We start from the raw sequence: 21,571 nt of genomic DNA on the forward strand, positions 1-21,571 counted from the left end.
ACGCGAGCGACAACCATGGCCACGACGCAATCACGACCGCTCGGCGCATTCGCCGCGCACGTCCGCAATAACGAGGTCGAGCTGACTGAACGCTGGCTGAAGGCCGTGTTCAGCGATGTCGAGCTGACGGAACCCGACCGTCTGACCAACGAGCAATTGACGGACCACGTACCCGACATTCTCGATTCCATGTGCAGCGCGCTGGATCAGCAGGACCTCGAAGAGGTCGAGCCCGAAATCGAGCGCAAGGCGAAGCTGCACGGCAAGATGCGCTGGAAGCAGGGCTACCGCATCGACGAACTCGTGCGCGAGCTCGATCTGTTCCGCCAGGTGCTGATGGGCGCGGTCGTCCAGTACGCGGAGACGCATCCCGCCTTTACGCGGCGTCACGAAGAACGTGCGCGCTATTTCATCGACGAGGCCGTCAGCTTCGTCACGCTGACGTCGATACGTGAAGTCGTCACGGAACGCGATCGCAAGATCGACGAGTATACGGGGCGGCTCGAACGCGCCAATCACGAACTGCTTCTCAAGCAGAAACTGGTCGGCGAACTGTACGAGTCGCGCATGCAGATCACGCGCAGCGTCGTGCATGATCTGCGAAACTTTCTCAATGTGTTTTCCATGGCGTTGCAGCTCGTCGCGCGCGCGCCGGCAAAAACCGAGGCCGCGCTTGCGCTCGCGAACCGGCAGGCCGCCGACATGAAGGTGCTGGTCGATGAACTGGTCGAGTATTCGGTCGTGCTCGGCGACACGAATCAGGCCGCTGTCGAAACCGTCGATCTGCACGCGCTGTTCGAAGAACTGGTCGCTTCGTGCGGCCCGGCGATCCGCGAGAAAGGGCTCAAGCTGAATGCATCGTTCGACGGGCAACTGGCGTCCGTGCAGTCGAACCGCCTCAAGCTCAAGCAGATCGCGATCAATCTGATGACGAATGCGTCGAAGTACACGAAGGCAGGCGAGGTGACGCTGGAAATCAGGGCGCGCGGCAACGACGCATGGTGTCTGCGCGTGTCGGATACGGGGGTGGGCATCGGCGCATCGGATCGCGATCGCGTGTTCAAGGAGTTCGAGCGCGCCAATGACGACGACGTGCCCGGCGCGGGTCTCGGCCTCGCTATCGTCAAGGAGTTGTCACGCATGCTCGACGGTGAATTGCGCTTCGATTCACAACGCGGCGTCGGCACGACGTTCGAGATCACGTTCCCGATGCAGCTTGCGCCCGCCTGAACCGCGGACGCGCAGAAGCGCTAGCGCAATAAAAAAGGCCGGGCAGCGATGCCCGGCCTTCTTCAAACTGCGGTGCTGAAATCGGCTCAGCCGAACAGCTTCATCGCCTGCAGCAGCGTGTTCACCACGCCCCACGTCAGCGGAATCAGCACATACACCCAGAACACGGCGAGCAGGCCCTTGTTCGTCGGATGAGGCGTTTGCGTCGACATTGTGTTTCTCCTTTGTCTGACCTTATTTGGCGGCCGCGAGTTGCGCGTCCGTCATGTGATGCTTGTCGTGAACGTGCTTGACGAGCAGGTTGCAGATGAAGCCGATCACGAGCAGCACGGTCATGATGTGGACGGTCATCGTGTACGCGTCCGCTTTCGCCACGCCATGCGCGACCTGATAGGCACGGATGTAGTTGACGAGCACGGGGCCCGCGACGCCCGCTGCCGCCCACGCCGTCAGCAGACGCCCGTGAATGCCGCCGACGAACGCCGTGCCGAACATGTCCGCGAGATAGGCCGGCACGGTCGAGAAGCCGCCGCCGTACATCGACAGGATCACGCAGTAGCACAGCACGAACAGCGCGATGTTGCCCGTCGACGCGAAGCTCGGCACGAGCCAGTACAGCACGGCGCCCAGCGCGAAGAAGATGAAATACGTGTTCTTGCGGCCAACGTAATCCGACGCCGACGCCCACACGAAGCGGCCGCCCATGTTGAAGAGCGACAGCAGGCCGACGAAGCCCGCAGCAGCAGCGGCGCTCACCGTGTCCTTGAAGCTTTCCTGGATCATCACGGAAGCCTGGCCGAGAATGCCGATGCCCGCCGTCACGTTCAGGAACAGCACCAGCCAGATCAGATAGAACTGGGGCGTCTTCAGTGCCTGGTCGATATGCACGTGATTGCGCGTGATCATCTTCTGCTTCGTCTCGACGGGCGGCGTCCAGCCGGCCGGCTTCCAGTCGACGGGCGGCACGCGGATCGCGAGTGCGCCGATCGACATCGAGATGAAGTACGCGATGCCCAGCACGATGAACGTTTCAGCCACGCCGATGCTCGTCGCGCTCTTGAAGTGGTTCATCAGCGCGACGGACAGCGGGGCGGCGATCATCGCGCCGCCGCCGAAGCCCATGATCGCCATGCCCGTCGCCATGCCGCGGCGGTCCGGGAACCAGCGGATCAGCGTCGACACGGGCGACACGTAGCCGAGCCCGAGCCCGATTCCGCCGATCACGCCATAGCCGAGATACAGCAGCGCGATCTGGTGCGTCCACACGCCGATCGCCGAGACGATGAAGCCGCCGCCGAAGCAGCATGCGGCCGTGAACATCGTGCGGCGCGGACCGACTTTTTCGAGCCACTTGCCGGCGAACGCCGCCGACAAGCCGAGGCAGACGATCGCGAGCGAGAAGATCCAGCCGAGCGTGGTCAGCGACCAGTCGTCCGGCGTGGACTGCGTGATGCCGATGACTTTGGTGAGCGGCCCGTTGAAAACGGAGAACGCATAGGCCTGGCCGATGCACAGATGCACGGCGAGGGCGGCAGGCGGCACCATCCAGCGGGAAAAGCCAGGTTGGGCGATCGTTGCCTGTTTTGAAAAGAATGATGGCGAGCTGGCGTTACCGCCGGGCTCAGTGATGCTGCTCATGGTCGGTCTCCGATCGGGCTAAACGTCTGGTTATCGGTTGCTATTGCCAAAACTTGAGGTAGCGCAAATTTCGGAAGATATGCTGGGCTGCAACATATTTAGAAACGTGCTACCTGGAGGCCAAATTCGGCAATGGCGAGACGATAGGTGCCCGCGATCAGCTTGGCAATATGAGAATTAAATGCATATGAAAACCGCCGGGACCGTTGTGCGCAGCGGGATACAGCGATTTCAAGCGACATGCTGCCGCAGGTGACCGCTTGACGCGCCACGCGCCGGTATTCATTTCGGGGCCGAATCGATTTGGACGCGCCAGTTGCTGCGTACGCACATAGAAAGGCTCGCGCGTGGCTTTTTGGAATAGCGTTGGACGTCGTTTTGGTACTGACAAACGCTTCTAGAAGTACAGTTTGCAGCGGACGAAAAAGCACAGTATCGGCTGGGACGGCCAGCCATCGCGGTTCCGGGCCCGGCGTGCTACGTTGGCATTGTTGCGGCCGCTGAACAACTGTATCTGATATACCACATACAACATACTTGATTTTTTCCGCGACGCAGCATATGATTGAGTCATCGAATCACTCAATGACGGGAGCATCAAATGGATTTCGTATCGCTTGCATTCTTCGCCGTGGCTGTCGTGGGCCTGGGTTCGGCCGCAACCGTGCTGCTGACCAAGTGGATTCCGCAGCATGTCGCCGAACTGGCATCGAAGCACGGGCGTTATGTCGGTCTTGAAGCCGCTACCGTGCGTGAAGCTACGCCGTACCGCGCGCGTGTCGAAGCCGCGATGAACGCGGTCGGCTCGTCGAACTAAGCAGTGTCCACACCCGCACTGAACCTGCCTCTGGCGCTGCAGCCCATCGGCAACAGCGCCAGCCTCCGCGATCAGGCCTACGCGTTATTGCGTCAGGCCATCGCGGATGCCGACATTTACGCGTCAAGTGAAGAGATTCGCCTCGACGAGCGCGCGCTGAGCGAATCGCTGGGCGTGAGCCGTACGCCCGTGCGCGAGGCGATGACGCTGCTGGAGCAGGAAGGTTTTCTGCGCATGGTGCCGAGGCGCGGCATCTATATTGTGCGCAAGAGCAAGCGTGAGATCGTCGAGATGATCCAGATGTGGGCCGCGCTGGAAAGCATGGCCGCGCGTCTCGCCACGCTGCACGCAACCGACGAGGAAATTGCGCGGCTGCGGCACATGTTCGATCAGTTCCGTGATTCGACGCCGGCCGAACATATCGCCGAGTATTCGGACGCGAACATCGCGTTCCATCAGTCCATCGTTCAGCTGTCGAAGTCGCAGATCATTCTCGACACGATCAAGAACATCTTTATCCACGTGCGCGCGATCCGTCGCATGACGATCTCGCAGAGCGACCGCGCGTCGCGCTCGATCGTCGATCATCTGCGCATCATCGAGGCACTGGAAAAGCGCGACACCGAACTCGCCGAGCGTCTCGTGCGCGATCACTCGCTGGGACTGGCGGCTTTCGTCGAAGCGAATTGCGATTTTCTCGACTGAGCGTTTGCTGCTCGATGTATCCAAAGGCCAGCGGAACTGATAGTCCGCTGGCCTTTTTCACATCATGACTGCATGGCTTTGAGCATCGTCTCGCCGAGCGCCGCCGGCGACTGCGCGACGTGAATGCCCGCCGAGCGCATCGCGTCGATCTTCGCGCCCGCCGTGCCCTTGCCGCCCGAGATGATCGCGCCCGCATGCCCCATCCGGCGTCCGGGCGGCGCGCTCGTTCCTGCAATGAAACCAACTACCGGTTTCTTCGAGCCTGAATCCTTCAGAAACTGCGCCGCGTCCTCTTCAGCCGAGCCGCCGATTTCGCCGATCATGATGATGCCTTGCGTGTCGTCGTCGGCGAGGAACATCTCCAGGCAATCGATGAAGTTCGTGCCGTTGACGGGATCGCCGCCAATGCCGATGCACGTGGTCTGCCCGAGGCCTGCCGCCGTGGTTTGCGCGACGGCTTCGTAGGTCAGCGTGCCGGAGCGCGACACCACGCCGATCTTGCCCGGACGATGAATGTGCCCCGGCATGATGCCGATCTTGCATTGGCCCGGCGTGATGACGCCCGGACAGTTCGGCCCGATCAGGCGCGTTGCCGACCCCGCGAGCGCGCGCTTCACGCGCACCATGTCGATCACGGGAATGCCCTCGGTGATACAGACGACGAGGGGAATCTCCGCATCGACGGCTTCGAGAATCGCGTCAGCGGCCATGGGCGGCGGCACGTAGATCACGGACGCGTTCGCGCCCGTTGCATCGACGGCATCGGCGACGGTGTCGAACACGGGCAACCCGAGATGCGCCGCGCCGCCCTTGCCGGGCGTGACGCCGCCAACCATCAGCGTGCCGTAGGCGAGCGCCTGCTCGGAGTGAAACGTGCCTTGCGATCCCGTGAAGCCCTGGCAAATCACTTTCGTGTTGCGATCGATCAGTACGGCCATGTCAGTTCGCCTCCGTCGCGTTGTTTTCCTTCACTGCGGCGACCACCTTGCTCGCTGCGTCGGCGAGATGATCGGCCGAGAGAATCGGCAGGCCCGAGTCGCGCAGGATCTGCTTGCCGAGTTCGACGTTCGTGCCTTCCAGCCGCACGACGAGCGGCACGCGCAAGTCCACTTCGCGCGCGGCGCTCACGACGCCTTCGGCAATCACGTCACAACGCATGATGCCGCCGAAGATGTTGACCAGAATCCCTTCCACTTTGGGATCGCGCAGAATCAGGCGGAACGCGGTCGCGACGCGTTCTTTGGTTGCGCCGCCGCCCACGTCGAGAAAGTTCGCCGGCTCGCCGCCATAGAGCTTGATGATGTCCATCGTCGCCATCGCGAGGCCCGCGCCGTTCACCATGCAGCCGATGTTGCCGTCGAGCGTCACGTAGTTGAGGCCATGCTTCGCGGCTTCCAGTTCGGCGGCGTCTTCTTCCGCTTCGTCGCGCAGCGCTTCGATGGACGGATGGCGGAAGAGGGCGTTGTCGTCGAAATTGATCTTCGCGTCGAGCGCGATCACGTCGCCTTGCTGCGTGACGACGAGCGGATTGATCTCGACAATCGACGCATCCAGTTCGACGAACGCGCGATACGCGTTCGCGATGAACTGCGTCGCCGACTTGATCTGCTTGCCCGTCAGCCCGAGGCCGAACGCGATCTGGCGCGCGTGGAACGGTTGCAGACCCGTCGCGGGATCGATTGCGACTTTCAGGATTTTTTCGGGCGTGCGTGCGGCGACTTCCTCGATCTCCATGCCGCCTTCCGTCGAAGCCATCACCGTGATGCGCGACGTGCTGCGGTCGATCAGCATGCCGAGATACAACTCGCGTTCGATCGCGCAGCCTTCCTCGACATAGACGCGCTTCACTTCGCGTCCCGCCGGCCCCGTCTGCTTCGTGACGAGCACGTGCGACAGCATCTGCGCCGCATCGAGACCGACATCGCTGACTGACTTGACGACGCGTACGCCGCCTTTGCCGTTCGGATCGTCGGCGAAACGGCCTGCGCCGCGCCCGCCCGCATGAATCTGCGATTTCACGACCCACACCGAGCCGCCGAGCGCAAGCGCCGCGTCCTCCGCCTCCTGAGGCGTGAACGCGACGCGCCCATTCGGCACGGCGACGCCATAGCCCTTCAGCAGTTCCTTCGCCTGATATTCGTGAATGTTCACCTGTCTCCTCGCTGAGTGGATTCGACGCTCCGTGGCGTCAATTGAAAGGGCGGTCGGCTCAGGGTAGAAATATGGTATGTGATATATCAGAGATGCTCAAGCAGATAAATGGATCGGGGTTTTCCCTTTGTGAAGCGAGTCCTTAATGCGAAATTTGGCGTCTTCGCCTTGTTTCGCAAGGCTTTTATCGTTTCTCAAGGATTCTGCTTACGAAGGTGAAAGCGCTTGCAGCGATTAGATATATCACATACCGTATAGAACACGGACGATCGAAAACAGAGCGTCAAGTGCTCGGAGGGGACACAACATGGGCAAGGCACTCGACGGTGTGCGCATTCTCGATTTCACCCACGTGCAATCAGGCCCGACCTGCACGCAGTTGCTCGCGTGGTTCGGCGCAGACGTGATCAAGGTAGAGCGCGCGGGCGCAGGCGACATCACGCGCGAACAGCTGCGCGACATCCCCGATGCCGACAGCCTGTATTTCACGATGCTCAACCACAACAAGCGCTCGGTCACCATCGACACGAAGAATCCCGAAGGCAAGCTCGTGCTCGAGGCGCTGATCCAGAAGTGCGACGTGCTGGTGGAGAACTTCGCGCCGGGCGCGCTGGACCGCATGGGTTTTACGTGGGGGCGCATCCAGGAGCTGAACCCGAAGATGATCGTCGCGTCGGTCAAGGGCTTTGGTCCCGGGCCGTATGAAGACTGCAAGGTCTACGAGAACGTCGCGCAGTGCGTGGGCGGCTCGGCCTCGACGACGGGCTTCGATGACGGCCCGCCGGTGGTAACGGGCGCACAGATCGGCGACAGCGGCACGGGCCTGCATCTGGCACTGGGCATCGTGACGGCGCTCTATCAGCGCACCATGACGGGCCGCGGCCAGAAGGTGCTCGCGGCGATGCAGGACGGCGTGCTGAACCTGTGTCGCGTGAAGCTGCGCGACCAGCAGCGGCTGGAACGCACGGGTGTCATGAAGGAATATCCGCAGTATCCGAACGGTACATTCGGTGAGGCGGTGCCGCGTGCGGGCAATGCGTCGGGCGGCGGGCAGCCGGGCTGGATTTTGAAGTGCAAGGGCTGGGAGCACGACCCGAACGCGTACATCTACTTCATCACGCAGGCACCCGTGTGGGTGAAGATCTGCAACGTGATCGGCAAGGAAGAGTGGGCTACCGACCCCGAGTACGCGACGCCGACCGCACGCCTGCCGCGCCTGAAGGAAATCTTCGCCGAGATCGAACGCTGGACGATGACGAAGACCAAGTTCGAGGCCATGGAAATCCTGAACAAGTACGACATTCCGTGCGGCCCGATCCTGTCGATGAAGGAGATCGCGGAAGACGACTCGCTGCGCAAGACGGGCACGATCGTCGAGGTCGATCATCCGGTTCGCGGCAAGTATCTGACGGTGGGCAACCCGATCAAGCTGTCGGACAGCCCGACGGACGTGACGCGCTCGCCGCTGCTCGGCGAGCACACGGACGAAGTGATGGCCGAACTCGGCTATTCGCGTGAACAGATCGAAGCGCTCAGAACAGCTGGCGCGATCTGAGCGAAGCACAAAACGAACAAGCGGAACACGCGCGTATGCGCGACGCAAGGAGATGACATGCCGGAAGGTGCGGGCTTCATCGCGTGGTCGGGACTCGAGCGCCTGGAGCTGTATGTGTTCGTGTTTTCAGGCGCATTGCTGCTGGCGATCGCGTCGACCGCATTCGTCAACCGGCTCACGCATCGCGGGCGGAACATGCGGCAAGTCGCGGCGGGCGACAAGATCGTCGATCTGCTGGCGATGGGATTGTGTATCTGGCTTGGTTACGCTTTTGTCAACGAGCCGGCGCAACTGCCGGGCATCGCGGCTCTATTTGCTGTGAGCCTGCTGGCGGCTGCGCTGGGCGCGCATGTGATGCTGACCACGCACGCGCACGATGCGCGCGCGCCTGCGCATTGCGGCATGTTGGCGCGGCGTGAAGTGTCGTTGCGCGTCGCGTGGGACGGCGACCCTGCGCGCATGCAAGCCGCCGACGATTTCATGCAGCGCTGGACATGGACGAGCAATCCGCGCCGCACGCAGGCGCGCTGCCTGTCAGCTGCGAGGAGCCTGCATATGACGCACGCTGCGATGCGCGTGCGCAGCCGCCAACGTTATCAGGTCAAGCGTCACTGAAGTCACTGAAAAGTCACTGAACAAAACACAGGACGGCCGCGCTTCGCGAATCGTCAGATTCACGAAGCACAGCCGACGGAGAGAGTCATCGATGAACTGCAACCCTGCGTCATTGAGCGACGGACTCGCGATAGAACTGGCTCTTCCGGTCGAAGATCAGCTGCGCGAGAAAGTCGGCTTCATAGGCGTTGAGCAGATGCGATTGAAAGCGCTCGATATAGGCGGTAATGCGCGCCATTTCATTGCTGACATCGTCGAAGAAATCGAGCGTGGCCTGGCTCCAGCGAAACCGCAGGCCCAGATCGCTGAACGCGGCGTTGTAGGCGCTCAGCAGCGCTTCATTGTGCAGATCGGCAGACTGATTCATCGCAATGCTCCTGTGTCGAGTGACGAGGCTCGTCAGAAGCATAGGAGCCGCAATGAATCCGCAATAGTTAAAGTTTTATTGGCTATCCATAGCGCGTCACTTATGGACGGCAAGTTGATTCACGCGCGTAATCTGCTCGATCAGGGCCGCGCCTTCTTCCATCAGAAAGCGCTTGAACGCCACGGCAACGGGCGGCAGCCGCTTGTTCTTGCGATGCACGACGTACCAGTTGAGCATCACCGGAAAGCCTTCGACATCCAGCACGACGAGATGCCCGACCTGCAATTCGAGGCTGATCGTATGGGCGGACAGAAACGCGATACCCATGCCCGCGATCACGGCCTGCTTGATGGTCTCGGTGCTCTTGATTTCCATCGCGATCTTCAGGTTCGTGAGGCGTCCCGCAAAGCCTTCTTCCATCGAATTCCACGTGTCCGAGCCGCGTTCGCGCACCACGAAGGCCTCGCTCGCAAGCTGGCTGATCTTGATGTTGCGCTTGTTGGCAAGAGGATGCGTGGGCGCCGCGACGATCACATACGGATGCGGCGCGAACACTTCGTTGATCGCATCCATTTCCTGCGGCGGACGCACCATCACCGCGAGATCGGTCTGATTGGTCGACAGCTGATGCAGCAGTTCTTCGCGGTTGTGTACGGCAAGATTCAACTCGACACCCGCGTATCGACGCGTGAACTCGGCAAGCAGGCGCGGAAAGAAGTAGTCGCCCGCGCTGATCACGGCGACGTTCAGCTTGCCGCCCGATATGCCCTTGAGCTGGCCCATCGCTTCGTCGACTTCATGAAATTGCTGAATGATCGCGCGGCTGTAGTGAAGCATTTCGGTGCCCGCCGGCGTCATGTAGATCTTCTTGCCGAGCTGCTCGAAAAGCGGCAAGCCGGCGTGCTCTTCGAGCTGCCTGACCTGGGTGGAAACGGCGGGCTGCGTGAGATGCAGTTCCTCCGCCGCGCGCGAGAAGCTCAGATGCCGCGCCACTGTTTCGAAGACTTTCAGCTGGCGGAGGGTCGCGTTACGCATTGTCATGGCGGATGTATAAGCGAAGGTGAATCCTCATGGTAACAAACTTTAATTATCAGTAATTCAGCATTGACCCTAGCATGGATTCTGTAATGGACGATTCGCAGCACAAGCATCGGGTTAACGCTTAAAACAAGGCTCCGATGCGACAAATACAAGAGCCGGTGACAGGTACTTTTAACAGGCGAATAAAGCAGACGGTAAATCGGCTTAAAGGTTTTTTTAGAAAAGAAGTAGTGGAATTGGCATTGCGCAATACCCCGAAGCAGCCCGTTTGGGGACACAACTATAAGGTGGCATGCATACAGACCGGCGCTTTGGCCGGCTGCCCTAAATAGATAGCGGAGACAGGCACATGAACAGCATTTCTCAGCAAGCTCCCGTTGCGTTCTGGCGCAACCGGTGGTGGCAACTAGCATTTGGCATCCTGTGTATGGCGCTCGTCGCCAACCTTCAGTACGCGTGGACGCTGTTCGTCACACCGATGAGCACAAAGCATCATTGGGGGCAGGCTGAAGTTCAGCTGGCGTTCTCGATCTTCATTCTGACCGAGACGTGGCTGGTGCCGGTGGAAGGGTGGCTGGTCGACCGTTTCGGTCCGCGTCCCGTCGTCGCGGGCGGCGCGATCTGCGCGGGCCTCGCGTGGGTGATGAACTCCTATGCGACGACGTTGCCGGAGTTGTACGCCGCATCCGTGATCGCCGGTATCGGCGCGGGTGGCGTGTACGGCACGTGCGTCGGCAACGCATTGAAGTGGTTCCCGGACAAGCGCGGTCTCGCCGCTGGTTTGACGGCAGCGGGCTTCGGCGCAGGCGCGGCCGTCACGGTGATTCCTATTGCAAACATGATCACGCGCACGGGCTACGAGCACACGTTCATGTTCTTCGGCATCCTGCAGGGCGTGTGCATTTTCGTGCTCGCGCTGTTGCTGAGAAAGCCTGATGGCGCAAAGGCACCGCCCGCCAAACGCAAGTTCGCGGTCACCAAGCAGGACTACACGCCGGGCCAGATGATCAAGTCGCCTGTGTTCTGGGTGATCTATGCCTCGTTCGTTGCAGTTGCCGCAGGCGGCCTGATGGCGACCGCGCAGCTCGGTCCGATCGCGAAGGACTGGGGCCTCGCGAAACTGCCGATGACGCTGTTCGGCGCCACGCTGCCGCTGCTGACGATGACGCTCTCTATCGACAACGTCTGCAACGGCTTCACGCGTCCGCTGTGCGGCTTCATCTCCGACAAGTTCGGCCGTGAAAACACGATGTTCGCGATCTTCATCGGCGAAGGGCTCGCGCTGCTCGGGCTGATGGAGTATGGGCAGAACCCGTATGCGTTTATGACGTTCGCGGCGCTGATCTTCCTGTTCTGGGGCGAAATCTTCTCGATCTTCCCGGCCATCTGCGCGGACACGTTCGGCAGCAAGTACGCGGCGGCGAATGCGGGCACGCTCTATACCGCGAAGGGCACGGCATCGCTGATCGTGCCGATCGCTTCCGTGCTCGCGGCGACGGGCGGCTGGAACCTGGTGTTCATCGTCTCGGCCGTCATCACGATTGCGGCGGGCGTGTCGGCGAAATTCGTGCTCGCACCGATGCGTGCGCGCTGGATTGCGACATCGAACGAGGCGTCTCACGAACGCGAGCCGGAACTGGCGGCAAACGGACCGGCCCTGCGTCACTGGCCGGAACAGACGGGCGAATAAACACGTTTCACTTCAACCTGGCGACCTGAACACATGAACGTATCGTTGCAGCAATTGAAGGTGTTCGTCGCCGTCGCGCGTCAGCGGAGTTTCACCCGCGCGGCGCGCGAGTTCGATCTGACCCAGTCGGCCGTGAGCCGGTGCGTGCGTGAACTCGAAGAGGCGATTGCATTGCGCCTCTTCGATCGCACCACGCGGCAGGTCGAACTGACGACAGCGGGTTCAAGGCTCGAACGGCGCATCGGGCGCCTGATCGAGGAAATCGAACTGACGTTGCGCGAAGAGCGTGCCGCGCACGAGGAGCACACGGGCGTCGTGGTGGTCGCATGCGATCCCGTGACGTCGTCGGGCTGGCTGCCCGAGCGGCTCGCGCGCAGCGCCGCGATCTTCCCCGACCTGATCGTCACCGCGAAGGAACAGCCTCAACATGCCGTGCTCGCCGCCATCGAGCAGGGCGAAGTTGACTTCGGCGTACTGTGCGACGCGCACGTCGCGGGCGCCGATGCCTTTCACACGCAGCCGCTCGTCTCGACGCCGTTGTGCGCGGTGCTGCCGCAGGCGCATCCGCTCGCCTCCGGTGCCGCGCTGCACTGGGAAGCGCTGCGCAATACCAGGACTGTCACACAGCTCGTCACGTTGAATGCGGAAGCGGGCACGCGCAACGTGACAGAGCGGGCATTGAACATGCATCGTATCGATGCGGCGCGCGCCAACGAATGCGGGCATCTCGCCGCGGCGTTGCGCATGATCGAACTCGGTCTCGGCATTGGCGTATTGCCCGTGGACCAACATTCCGCCGCGCTGCCGGCGTCGCTCGTCGCGCTTCCGCTCGTGCCTGAGGTGTCCGTGACGACGATGCTGGTGCGCCGCCGCAACCGCTCGTTGCGACCGAATGCCGAAGCCGTCTGGGCGCTGTTCGCCGGCAAGGAATTGCCCGACCATGCTGGCGCGTCCGCGACGCCTGGTGCAGCATCTATCAATCCAGCCATAAAAGGAGCCACACACGAACCGATGCCGTGCGTACCCGATGAGGCGCTGATGCGTGCTTCATAAGCGCGAGGGTGCGGGCGGTTCAGCCAACGGTTCGCGAAGAAGCTATATCGCAATCGCAAGGAGTACGAGATGGACACTGAAACCGACCTCAGACGCTACGATCTTCTCATCGACGGCAAGCGGCTGCCGCCCGGCACCGGCGAATACACCGTCAACATCAACCCCGCGACTGAAGAGCCGATAGCGCTCGTCGCGCAAGGCAGCGCGCAGGATGTCGATACGGCCGTCAAGGCCGCACGCGCCGCGCTGAAAGTGTGGAACGGCATGCGCGCCGCCGAGCGCGGCCGCATCCTGATGCGCTTCTCCGAACTGCTTCGCGAACGGCAGGACGAAATCGTTGCGCTGGAAAGCCTCGACGCGGGCAAGCCGCTCGCCGCCGTCAAGCGCCAGGACGTGCCCGCCGCCATCGACACGCTCGCGTACTACGCCGGCTGGTGCGACAAGATCAACGGCCAGGTCGTGCCCGTGCGTCCCGACGCGCTGACCTACACGGTGCGCGAGCCCGTCGGCGTGGTCGGCGCGATCGTGCCGTGGAATTTCCCGCTGATGATCGGCATGTGGAAGATCGCGCCCGCGCTCGCATGCGGCTGCACGATGGTCGTGAAGCCCGCGGAGATTACGCCGCTGTCCGCGCTGCGCATCGGTGAGCTTGCGCTGGAGGCGGGCGTGCCGCCTGGCGTGCTGAACATCGTGACGGGCAAGGGGCGCGTGGTCGGCGATGCGATTGTCGCGCATCCGGGCATCGACAAGGTGACGTTCACGGGTTCGCCGTCCGTCGGGCGCGGGATTTTGCAAGGCGCAGCGAGCAACTTCAAGCGCGTGACGCTGGAACTCGGCGGCAAATCGGCGAACGTGATTTTCGCCGATGCGAATATCGACAACGCGGTCCGCGCGGCCGCCTCGGGCATTTTCTTCAACACGGGGCAGGTGTGTTCGGCGGGCTCGCGCATTCTGGCGCATCGCGATGTCTACGACGAAGTGGTCGAGCGCCTCGCGGCGCGCGCGAAAGCGCTCAAGGTCGGCGATCCGTCCGAGCGGGAAACGACCATGGGCCCGCTCGTGTCGGCCGCGCAGATGAAGACGGTGCTCGATTACGTGGACATCGGTCGCAACGAAGGTGCGTCACTTGTGACGGGCGGCGCGCGCATCGGGCAGAAGGGCTTCTTCGTCGAGCCGACGGTGTTCGCGAACGTCGAGCACGAAATGCGCATCTCGCAGGAGGAAATCTTCGGGCCAGTGGCAAGCGTCGTGCGCTTCAACGACGAAGAGCACGCCGTGCGCATCGCGAACGGCACCGCGTACAGCCTCGCGGCGGGCGTGTGGAGCGCGGATATCGGCCGCGTGCATCGCGTCGCGCATGCGCTGAAGGCGGGCACAGTGTGGATCAACACCTACGGCTATACCGACGTGCGCCTGCCGTGGGGCGGCTCGGGTGATTCGGGCTTTGGCCGCGAACACGGCGATGTCGCGATCGAAAACTTTACGGAACCGAAGTCGATCTGGCTCGCGCTCGAACATTGATCGCGGCGCGGCAATAAAAAACGGATCGGACGTATTGCGTCCGATCCGTTTTTTTTAAGCGCCGCGGCGAAGATTCAACTCGAGCGCCGCACCAGCAGAAAGCTCACGCCGATCGCGCCGAGAAATGCGCCGCAGCAGCGGTTGAACCAGCGGCGCACGGTGGCGCGCGTCAGCCATTTGCCGAGATACATGCCCGCCCACGAATACAGCGCGATCGCGAACCATTCGAGCACGAGAAAGCTCGCGCCGAGCACGGCGAACTGCGGCAGCATCGGCTTCGAAATATCGACGAATTGCGGCAGGAAAGCGGTGAACACCAGAATCGCCTTCGGATTGCCCGCCGCGACAAAGCATTCCTGGCGCGCGATGCGCCACAGCGATGCGTCGTCCTGTTTCAGCGCGTCCATCGGTCCGGCGTCGCTGCGCCACAGCTGGATAGCAAGCCAGATCAGATAGGCGGCGCCCACCAGTTTGATCGCGAGGAAGAACAATTCGGATGCGTGCAGTACGACGGCAAGTCCCGTTGCAGCGAGCACCAGCATGCCCGCAAACGCGACCAGCCGCCCGCTGCCGGCGACGAATGCCGTCATGAAGCCGTGCCGGGCGGCGACGTTGATCGACAGCAGATTGTTGGGCCCGGGCGCCATGTTGATCGCGAAGCACGCGGGAAGAAAAAACAGCCAGGCGGTGAGAGACATGACGGCTCGCTCGGACGGGCCGCCGCGCGGCGTTGGTTCGCATGGCGCGCGCGGCGGCGAATTCAGATGGGGAATATCCGATTGTAGCGAAATGCTGGCTGCGGACATGCCGCAGCGGAAGGAAATTGCGCCGCAACCCTGCGGCGCCAGCGCGGAGGAGCGCGCGCCTGTTATTCGACGGGCTGAAGCGCCTGATGAAACGAGGGATCTCTGACGATCGTATCAACGCTGATTTTCACGACGTCGTCGAGTGCGAGTGCGGGGTTCGTGAACTTCTGCCGGAACAGATGGACGGTATTGCTCTTCACATAGACAGTCTGCTTCGTCGACGCATTGGTGACGAAGTAGCAGATGGTCATGGTCCACGTGGCCCGCGGCCGCGCATCGTCCACCGACAACACATCGATTCGGCCGCTCAGCACCAGCTTATCGTGCGTCGTCACGGCGACGCCCGACTTGCGCCATGCGGACACGACGGCGTCGCGCACCACCGACTCGACACCTTTCTTCAAGAGGATCGACGTCGTCGCCGTGTTGGCGATGCGGTCGAAGGTGACGTGGCCATCGCGCGCGGGCATGTACGCGAAGTCGCGGGCGGAGGCGATGACGAGCGCGTTGTCCGCAGGCGTCGTCGAGGTCGACGCGGTGGAGCGGGGCACGAAGAAGGAGCACGCGGAGCTGAGGAGCGCGAAGCAGGCGATGCTGGATCGTTTGAGCAGAAGGGGGTTCACGGCAAAGGCGCAGCGGGCGTGCCGCTGCGGGATGAAAGTCGAAACCCGAGAGTGTGTCGCGCGGACCTGAGCGCGAATATGAGACGTGTCCTAAAAATACCGCCGCTGCGTGGGATCGAAATCACAAGCGGTCGAACAATTGGCCACGGTCAATATGTGCGCGGCGGGATCAGAACCCTGACGGGAGACTGTTTAGCGGCGATTCAGCTGCGTTCGCGGCGAGTCTTTTGAGCGGCAGCAATGTGCCAGCCCGCTATCTCAATAAAGTGCGTGTCTTATCGCATTAAGAGTGTTCTTACAGTCTTTTTTTGGATAGTCCGCGATACTCATCGACGCTCATTTTCATCCAGACAAAGAGACCCTCCATGCTTGACTCGTCCGCACTTCAATCGATGAAACCGCTTTTCATGACGCCATGCTACGGCGGCAACGTCATGGCGAACTATGCAAATAGCCTGCTCGCGCTCAATAACGCGATGTGGCAGACGGGCATGCAGGGCTCGGTGCGAATCCGTTCAGGCGAAAGCCTCATTACCCGCGCGCGCAACGAGGCCGTCGCGGAATTCCTGCTTGATCCGGGCTACACGCATCTGTTCTGGATCGACGCGGACATCGGCTTTTCCGTCGATCAGGTGTTGCGGCTGCTGCTTGCCGATCGTGATGTCGTGGCGGGCGTGTATCCGCTCAAACGTTTCGACTGGCCTGGCGTGCTGCCCGGCGGACTCACGCAGGAAACCTTTGCCGCGCGCTATCTGCGTTATCCCGTGAACGCACACGACGGCGTCTCGCCGGCGATCGACGGTGACGGCTTTCTCGAAGTCAGCGAAGCGCCGACGGGCTTCATGTGCATCAAGCGCAGCGCGCTTGAAACAATGATCGCGCGCCTGCCCGAACTGAAGTACGTGCCCGACGGTCCGCCGGATTCGCCGCTCTACGATCTCTGCTACCGCTTCTTCGATGTGATGGTCGAGCCTTCCACGGGCCGTTATCTGTCGGAAGACTATGCGTTCTGCCGGCGTTGGCGCGATATCGGCGGGCAGGTATTCGTCGATACGCAATCGAAGCTGTCGCATCAGGGCCTCTACACGTGGCACGGCGATTTCGGCGCGTCGATTGCGGCGAGTCCGTTGACGGCGATTGGCGGCGAATGCTGACGTGCAGCGGACCCGACGCATGAACATGGAAACCAACGAACTGAGCGTGCGCGCGCGTGGCGGCACAGAATTGATGCTACGAGCGCTTCATGCTCGACTCGACCCGGAACTGGTGCGGCAGTTTCAAATCATTCCCTCCCGCGTGCGCGAACTCGACCCCGACCGTAAGCGCATTCTCTGGTTGCACGACAAACCAAGCCGCGAAGAATCCAGTTTCCTGGAACAGGCTGAAAATCGCGCGGCGTTTGCGGGCATTGTGTGTGTGTCGCATTATCAGGCGGCGCTTTATCAGATGATTCCTGGCGTGCCTTACGCGGAGATGAGCGTGTTGCAAAACGCAATCGAGCCATTCGGCGCCTATCTTCCGCGACGCACCGAGCGCATCCGTCTGATCTATCACACGACGCCCGATCGCGGCCTCGAAATCCTCGTTCCCGTCTTCGAATATCTCGCTGCGCGTCATCCCGACATCGAGCTGGACGTCTTTTCAAGCTTCAGCATCTACGACTGGACGGAGCGCGACGCGCCCTATCAGCCGCTGTTCGAGCGATGCCGCGCGCATCCGCGTATCCGCTATCACGGCGCGCAGCCAAATGCCGTCGTGCGCAAGGCGCTGAGCGAATGCGACATCTTCGCGTACCCGAACATCGAGCCGGAGACGAGTTGCATCGCAGCCATCGAAGCCATGTCGGCGGGCTGCTTCACGGTCTGCGCGGCATACGGCGGCTTGCCGGAAACCTGTGCGAACTTCGCGAGGCTCTATCCGTTCACTGAAAACCTGCAGGTACACGCGCAGCGCTTCGCCGCCGTGCTCGACGATGCAATCGAAACTGTCCGGCTGCGCAAAGCGGAAGACGAGTACTTGCGCGCGCAACAGGTCGAATATTTCACGCGCTTCTATTCGTGGGACAGGCGCATCGGCGAATGGGATGCCTATCTGCGCGGCTTGCTGTAACGAGCGGCTGTAGCCTGAAGCCGTCGTCCGCAACGGACGACGGCTCGCTTTTCTGAATGCAAACGCATTCAACCTAAGAAAGTTTTAAGAAAATTAAGAATTAGGCGATTCAGCCCGCGTCCTCCGTTCCCTAAACTCAAAAGATCACTTGTCGGGCTGCGCGGCGCGATGGAGCGACCAGCCGGTCGCGGGATCGATCGATCCGTCTTCGCCTCGCCACGCGCCGTAGCCGTGCCTTCCCGGTACAGCCGCTCATGCCCGCCGCCCTTTGATTCCAACGCGAGAACCCGACGTGAAGCATCTACGATCATTCCTCGCGCGCAGGCAGGGCATCTCTACGGCAGCGGTTCGTCCGCTGTCCGTCAAACGCAAGACGCTTTCGAGCGTGGCCGCTTTTTCGGCATTGTGGATCGGCGCTTCGGTCGTGCCTGGCACGTCCACCGCCGTGGCCGCTCCGAAGGCGCACAAGCATGGTTCCGCTCACAAGCAGCAGCGCCATCATGCACTTGCACACGAGATGACATTGCCGGGCGCGCAACCCGCCACTTCGTTCAATGCCGTAGGGGCTTCGTCGCGCGACGCCGATCGCGCGCTGGCCGAATCCATTGCCCATCCCGCCGACGATGTATTGTCGGCGCCGGCCATCGCCCACCCGGACGACGGGGCCACGCTCGCGCCCGCATACTCGACGGCATCGATCACCGTGCGTGTACCGTCGAACGAACTGGTGCTCGGCACGGTCTGCGCCACCACGCCGACAATGTGCGTACCCGTTGCGCATGACCGTTCCGACGATGGCCACGAATGGTCGGGCCGCGTGACGCCCGAGGGCGCATTTGGCGACCTCGCCCAGGCGACGACGCCATTCGGCGACGCCACCGGCTTCGGAATGGCCAACGATGAGCCTCGCTTGAGCGCCGGCCCGATCGGCACCACGCTGCGCGAGTCGCTCGCACAAGCGGGTTTTCCGGCGACGGTCGTCGCACAGATTGGCCGGATCTTTGCTGGCCGCGTGGATGTCGATGCGCCTGCGCAGACGGGCGACGAATACCGGATCGTGATGGACGCAACGGGCGAATCGGGCGCATCGCGCATTGCTTCGCTCGAAGTCCGCCTGAATGGCCGCGCGTACGAGGCCCTTTGGTTCACCACGCCCGGCGCATCGCAAGGCGCGTACTACACGCTCGACGGCGAGCTGATCGCGAGCGAGCCGTTCGCGATGCCGCTGGACTACCGGCGCGTAAGCTCGCCGTTCGGCATGCGTATTCATCCCGTCTTTGGCGAGCCGCGCTTTCACACAGGCGTTGATCTGGCCGCGCCTGCCGGCACGCCGATCTACGCGGCAGCCGCGGGCACCGTCGAAATGGCCGTCAACGGCCGTGGTTATGGCAAACACATCGTTCTGCGTCACGAGGACGGCTATTCGACCTACTACGCGCATCTTTCGCTGTTCGCGGGCGCGCTGAAGGTCGGTCAGCGTATCGAGCAGGGCCAGGTGATCGGCTATGTCGGCCGCACGGGCACGGCAACCGGGCCGCATCTGCACTTCGAAGTGCGCAAAGATGACCATCCCGTCGATCCCCTGACGCTGACGGCACATCAGTTCGTCGCGCCGCTGTCGGGCGCCGCGCGCGTCGCCTTTAACGAGCGCGCCGAGGCCGCCCGCACGAGCCTTGCAGCGCTGCCGTCGCCGGCAGTGCGCATCGCCCTGATTCTCCAGCCGCCGCGCTTCTTCTGACGCGGCAATGCGATGGCGCGCCCTGCGCCATCGCCTCTTCCCTTCTCGTCTGTTCTTCTGCCGGTGCGCTTTGGCGGCACGCGGACTTGCGCACCCGTTCGCCGCAGGATTTAATACAGTCGATCCGATGGACGTTTGCGGTCCGGCACCTTTTGCGCAAATCGGCGATGCGCGCGTCGCGCCTCGCCTCGAACGATCCATCCACGCCAGCCCGAAGCGGTCAACGTCACGATGCGCCCTGGCGGCACGCGGTTGCAGTGCGCCCCGATGCAAGCTGTTTCACAAGAACGGAGAAAAGCATGAAGGCCAGCACCATCGCGGAACGGGAAGCCAGCGGGCGCGCGGCCCGCGAACACGCAAAACGCTCCAGCCACCGCGCGATCGGCCATATGCACCGCAATCCCGTCGACCTGCTGCGGCAAAGCAGCGAAGGCCGCGTCGAGCGCCTCGTGCCGCTGCGCTACGGGCGCATGGCGGTGTCGCCGTTCACGTTCTATCGCGGCAGCGCGATCCTGCAGGCACACGATCTCAGCATGACGCCGCACACGTCGCTGACGCTGCCCATCTGCGGCGATGCACATCTGCTGAATTTCGGCGGCTTCGCGACACCCGAGCGTCAACTGATCTTCGATCTGAACGATTTCGACGAAGTGTCCACCGCGCCTTTCGAATGGGACCTGAAGCGGCTCGTCGCGAGCTTCGTGGTCGCCGCGCGGCACATGCGCTTCAGCAGCGGCGCCGCCTACGATCTCGTGATGACAGCCGCCAACCAGTATCGCGACCGCATGGCGCAGTACGCCGGATGCGGCGCGCTGGAACTGTGGTACGAGCGGATCACGTTCGACCGGATGGTCGACATGGCGGTGAACGCCGAGAATCGCCGCCTGATCCGTCGAGGGATGGAGAAGGCGGCCACCCGCACGCACGAAAGCATGCTCGACAAGCTGTGCGAGCGCGACGGTGACCGCTACGTGATGCGCGACATGCCGCCCAGCCTGTTCCACGTGCATGGCTCGGGCACGCTGTTCGATGCCGAGGACGACTGGTTCCGGATCGGCGACTGGCGCAAGCTGATGCACGAGACGTACGAAGGCTATCTCAAGACGCTCAACGAAGATCGGCGCGAACTGCTGGAGCAGTTCGTGCCGCACGATCTCGCGTTCAAGGTGGTCGGCGTCGGCAGTGTCGGCACCCGCTGTCTCGTGCTGCTCACCGTCGATCCGCACGGCAAGCCGCTCTTTCTGCAGGTCAAGGAGGCGCGGCGCTCGGTGATCGCGCAGCATTTCAAGGCGGGGCCGCGCAAGTTCGAGCCGAAGCACGAGGGCGAGCGCGTCGTGCTAGGCCAGCGCATGCTGCAGGCCGCAAGCGATATCTTTCTCGGCTGGTCGACGGGTCCGGCGGGCCGGCATTTCTACTTCCGGCAATTGCGCGACATGAAACTGACGCCCAGCGTCGACCTGTTCGACGTCGATCAGCTTAACGGCTATGCGCGGCTATGCGGCTGGGCGCTGGCGCGCGCACACGCGAAGGCGGGCGGCAAGGCGATCGAGATCAGCGCGTATATTGGACGCAGCGACCAGTTCGCGGAAGCGCTGGCCGAGTATGCGGCGGCGTATGCGGATCAGGTCGAGCGCGATTATGACGTGTTCATGAAAGCGTGCCGAAGCGGCGAGCTCGAGGCGCGCACCGACGAGGACATGTCCGCCGATTTCCGTATCTGACGGGCATAAGGGCATAGGGCATCCGGCGTCCGCGCCGGAATCCCGACGACAATGGCGCGCGTTCGCCAGGCTGTGTCCGATGGCGCGCGTTCCGAAACGGTACAGTCGCGGCATGCGGCGGAAAAACGGGCAGGGGCCGCATGTCGTCTGTAGCGAGCAGTAGCAGCGCACCGTAGTGCTAACTCTGATCG

20 protein-coding genes are annotated in these 21,571 nt (G+C 62.3%); 12 read left to right on the plus strand and 8 right to left on the minus strand.

Annotated elements, in window-relative coordinates; translation table 11 throughout:
* Positions 1-15: 15 nt before the first annotated feature.
* Entirely contained in the window at positions 16-1,230 is a 1,215-nt protein-coding gene (locus C2L65_RS20170; protein WP_042311156.1) for a sensor histidine kinase, read from the plus strand.
* Between the two features lie 86 nt (positions 1,231-1,316).
* On the opposite strand, the gene C2L65_RS20175 is transcribed toward C2L65_RS20170, so the two are convergent.
* Together C2L65_RS20175 and C2L65_RS20180 are read right to left on the minus strand one after the other, a co-directional pair.
* Positions 1,317-1,442: an MFS transporter small subunit gene (locus C2L65_RS20175; protein WP_036000996.1), complete on the minus strand. Its 126-nt coding sequence runs from the start codon at positions 1,440-1,442 to the stop codon at positions 1,317-1,319.
* A gap of 22 nt (positions 1,443-1,464) precedes the next feature.
* Positions 1,465-2,868 (minus strand): L-lactate MFS transporter, encoded by a 1,404-nt coding sequence (locus tag C2L65_RS20180; RefSeq protein ID WP_042311153.1) that lies wholly within the window; start codon positions 2,866-2,868, stop codon positions 1,465-1,467.
* A 601-nt stretch (positions 2,869-3,469) separates the two neighbouring features.
* Here C2L65_RS20180 and C2L65_RS20185 point away from each other — a divergent pair.
* Together C2L65_RS20185 and C2L65_RS20190 are read left to right on the plus strand one after the other, a co-directional pair.
* On the plus strand, positions 3,470-3,685 hold the full coding sequence (locus C2L65_RS20185; protein ID WP_036001001.1) for a hypothetical protein: 216 nt from the start codon (positions 3,470-3,472) through the stop codon (positions 3,683-3,685).
* Between the two features lie 24 nt (positions 3,686-3,709).
* Entirely contained in the window at positions 3,710-4,390 is a 681-nt protein-coding gene (locus tag C2L65_RS20190; protein WP_090838433.1) for a GntR family transcriptional regulator, read from the plus strand.
* Between the two features lie 62 nt (positions 4,391-4,452).
* Here C2L65_RS20190 and sucD read toward each other — a convergent pair whose 3' ends face one another.
* Both sucD and sucC read right to left on the minus strand, forming a co-directional pair.
* Positions 4,453-5,328, minus strand: a complete 876-nt coding sequence (gene sucD, locus C2L65_RS20195) for a succinate--CoA ligase subunit alpha (protein WP_042311149.1) — start codon at positions 5,326-5,328, stop codon at positions 4,453-4,455.
* A gap of 1 nt (position 5,329) precedes the next feature.
* Positions 5,330-6,541 (minus strand): ADP-forming succinate--CoA ligase subunit beta, encoded by a 1,212-nt coding sequence (sucC, locus tag C2L65_RS20200; RefSeq protein ID WP_042311147.1) that lies wholly within the window; start codon positions 6,539-6,541, stop codon positions 5,330-5,332.
* Positions 6,542-6,848: 307 nt separating this feature from the next.
* On the opposite strand from sucC, the gene frc reads away from it, so the two are divergent.
* A complete protein-coding gene (gene frc / locus C2L65_RS20205; RefSeq protein ID WP_042311145.1) occupies positions 6,849-8,096 on the plus strand; it encodes a formyl-CoA transferase in 1,248 nt (415 codons plus the stop codon).
* 57 nt (positions 8,097-8,153) lie between these two features.
* Positions 8,154-8,711, plus strand: a complete 558-nt coding sequence (locus C2L65_RS20210; protein WP_042311143.1) for a hypothetical protein — start codon at positions 8,154-8,156, stop codon at positions 8,709-8,711.
* 109 nt (positions 8,712-8,820) lie between these two features.
* Here the strand turns inward: C2L65_RS20210 and C2L65_RS20215 are convergent, their stop codons facing one another.
* Both C2L65_RS20215 and C2L65_RS20220 read right to left on the minus strand, forming a co-directional pair.
* Positions 8,821-9,078, minus strand: a complete 258-nt coding sequence (locus C2L65_RS20215) for a hypothetical protein (RefSeq protein ID WP_042311185.1) — start codon at positions 9,076-9,078, stop codon at positions 8,821-8,823.
* Positions 9,079-9,174: 96 nt separating this feature from the next.
* On the minus strand, positions 9,175-10,119 hold the full coding sequence (locus C2L65_RS20220; protein ID WP_042311141.1) for a LysR family transcriptional regulator: 945 nt from the start codon (positions 10,117-10,119) through the stop codon (positions 9,175-9,177).
* A gap of 349 nt (positions 10,120-10,468) precedes the next feature.
* Between C2L65_RS20220 and oxlT the strand changes: the two genes are divergently transcribed.
* From oxlT to C2L65_RS20235, 3 genes are all read left to right on the plus strand, one after another.
* On the plus strand, positions 10,469-11,809 hold the full coding sequence (gene oxlT, locus C2L65_RS20225) for an oxalate/formate MFS antiporter (RefSeq protein WP_042311139.1): 1,341 nt from the start codon (positions 10,469-10,471) through the stop codon (positions 11,807-11,809).
* A 33-nt stretch (positions 11,810-11,842) separates the two neighbouring features.
* Positions 11,843-12,862 carry a LysR family transcriptional regulator gene (locus tag C2L65_RS20230; protein WP_042311137.1) on the plus strand — a complete coding sequence of 340 codons (1,020 nt, stop codon included), beginning with the start codon at positions 11,843-11,845 and terminating at the stop codon, positions 12,860-12,862.
* Positions 12,863-12,931: 69 nt separating this feature from the next.
* Positions 12,932-14,383, plus strand: a complete 1,452-nt coding sequence (locus C2L65_RS20235) for an aldehyde dehydrogenase family protein (protein ID WP_042311136.1) — start codon at positions 12,932-12,934, stop codon at positions 14,381-14,383.
* A 74-nt stretch (positions 14,384-14,457) separates the two neighbouring features.
* On the opposite strand, the gene C2L65_RS20240 is transcribed toward C2L65_RS20235, so the two are convergent.
* Both C2L65_RS20240 and C2L65_RS20245 read right to left on the minus strand, forming a co-directional pair.
* The gene (locus C2L65_RS20240) at positions 14,458-15,081 is read right to left on the minus strand and encodes a LysE family translocator (protein WP_009770396.1); all 624 of its coding nucleotides are present in this window, start codon (positions 15,079-15,081) and stop codon (positions 14,458-14,460) included.
* Between the two features lie 170 nt (positions 15,082-15,251).
* Complete coding sequence (locus C2L65_RS20245) at positions 15,252-15,740, minus strand: hypothetical protein (protein WP_229513888.1); 489 nt, start codon at positions 15,738-15,740, stop codon at positions 15,252-15,254.
* A gap of 437 nt (positions 15,741-16,177) precedes the next feature.
* On the opposite strand from C2L65_RS20245, the gene C2L65_RS20250 reads away from it, so the two are divergent.
* From C2L65_RS20250 to C2L65_RS20265, 4 genes are all read left to right on the plus strand, one after another.
* A complete protein-coding gene (locus tag C2L65_RS20250; RefSeq protein ID WP_042311132.1) occupies positions 16,178-16,966 on the plus strand; it encodes a hypothetical protein in 789 nt (262 codons plus the stop codon).
* A gap of 19 nt (positions 16,967-16,985) precedes the next feature.
* Entirely contained in the window at positions 16,986-17,921 is a 936-nt protein-coding gene (locus tag C2L65_RS20255; protein WP_042311184.1) for a glycosyltransferase family 4 protein, read from the plus strand.
* Positions 17,922-18,213: 292 nt separating this feature from the next.
* Positions 18,214-19,659, plus strand: a complete 1,446-nt coding sequence (locus C2L65_RS20260) for a M23 family metallopeptidase (RefSeq protein ID WP_042311131.1) — start codon at positions 18,214-18,216, stop codon at positions 19,657-19,659.
* A 299-nt stretch (positions 19,660-19,958) separates the two neighbouring features.
* Positions 19,959-21,380 (plus strand): DUF2252 domain-containing protein, encoded by a 1,422-nt coding sequence (locus C2L65_RS20265; protein ID WP_042311129.1) that lies wholly within the window; start codon positions 19,959-19,961, stop codon positions 21,378-21,380.
* Positions 21,381-21,571: the final 191 nt, after the last annotated feature.

The sequence above is a fragment of the Paraburkholderia terrae genome (assembly GCF_002902925.1).
GTDB classification, from domain to species: Bacteria; Pseudomonadota; Gammaproteobacteria; order Burkholderiales; family Burkholderiaceae; genus Paraburkholderia; species Paraburkholderia terrae.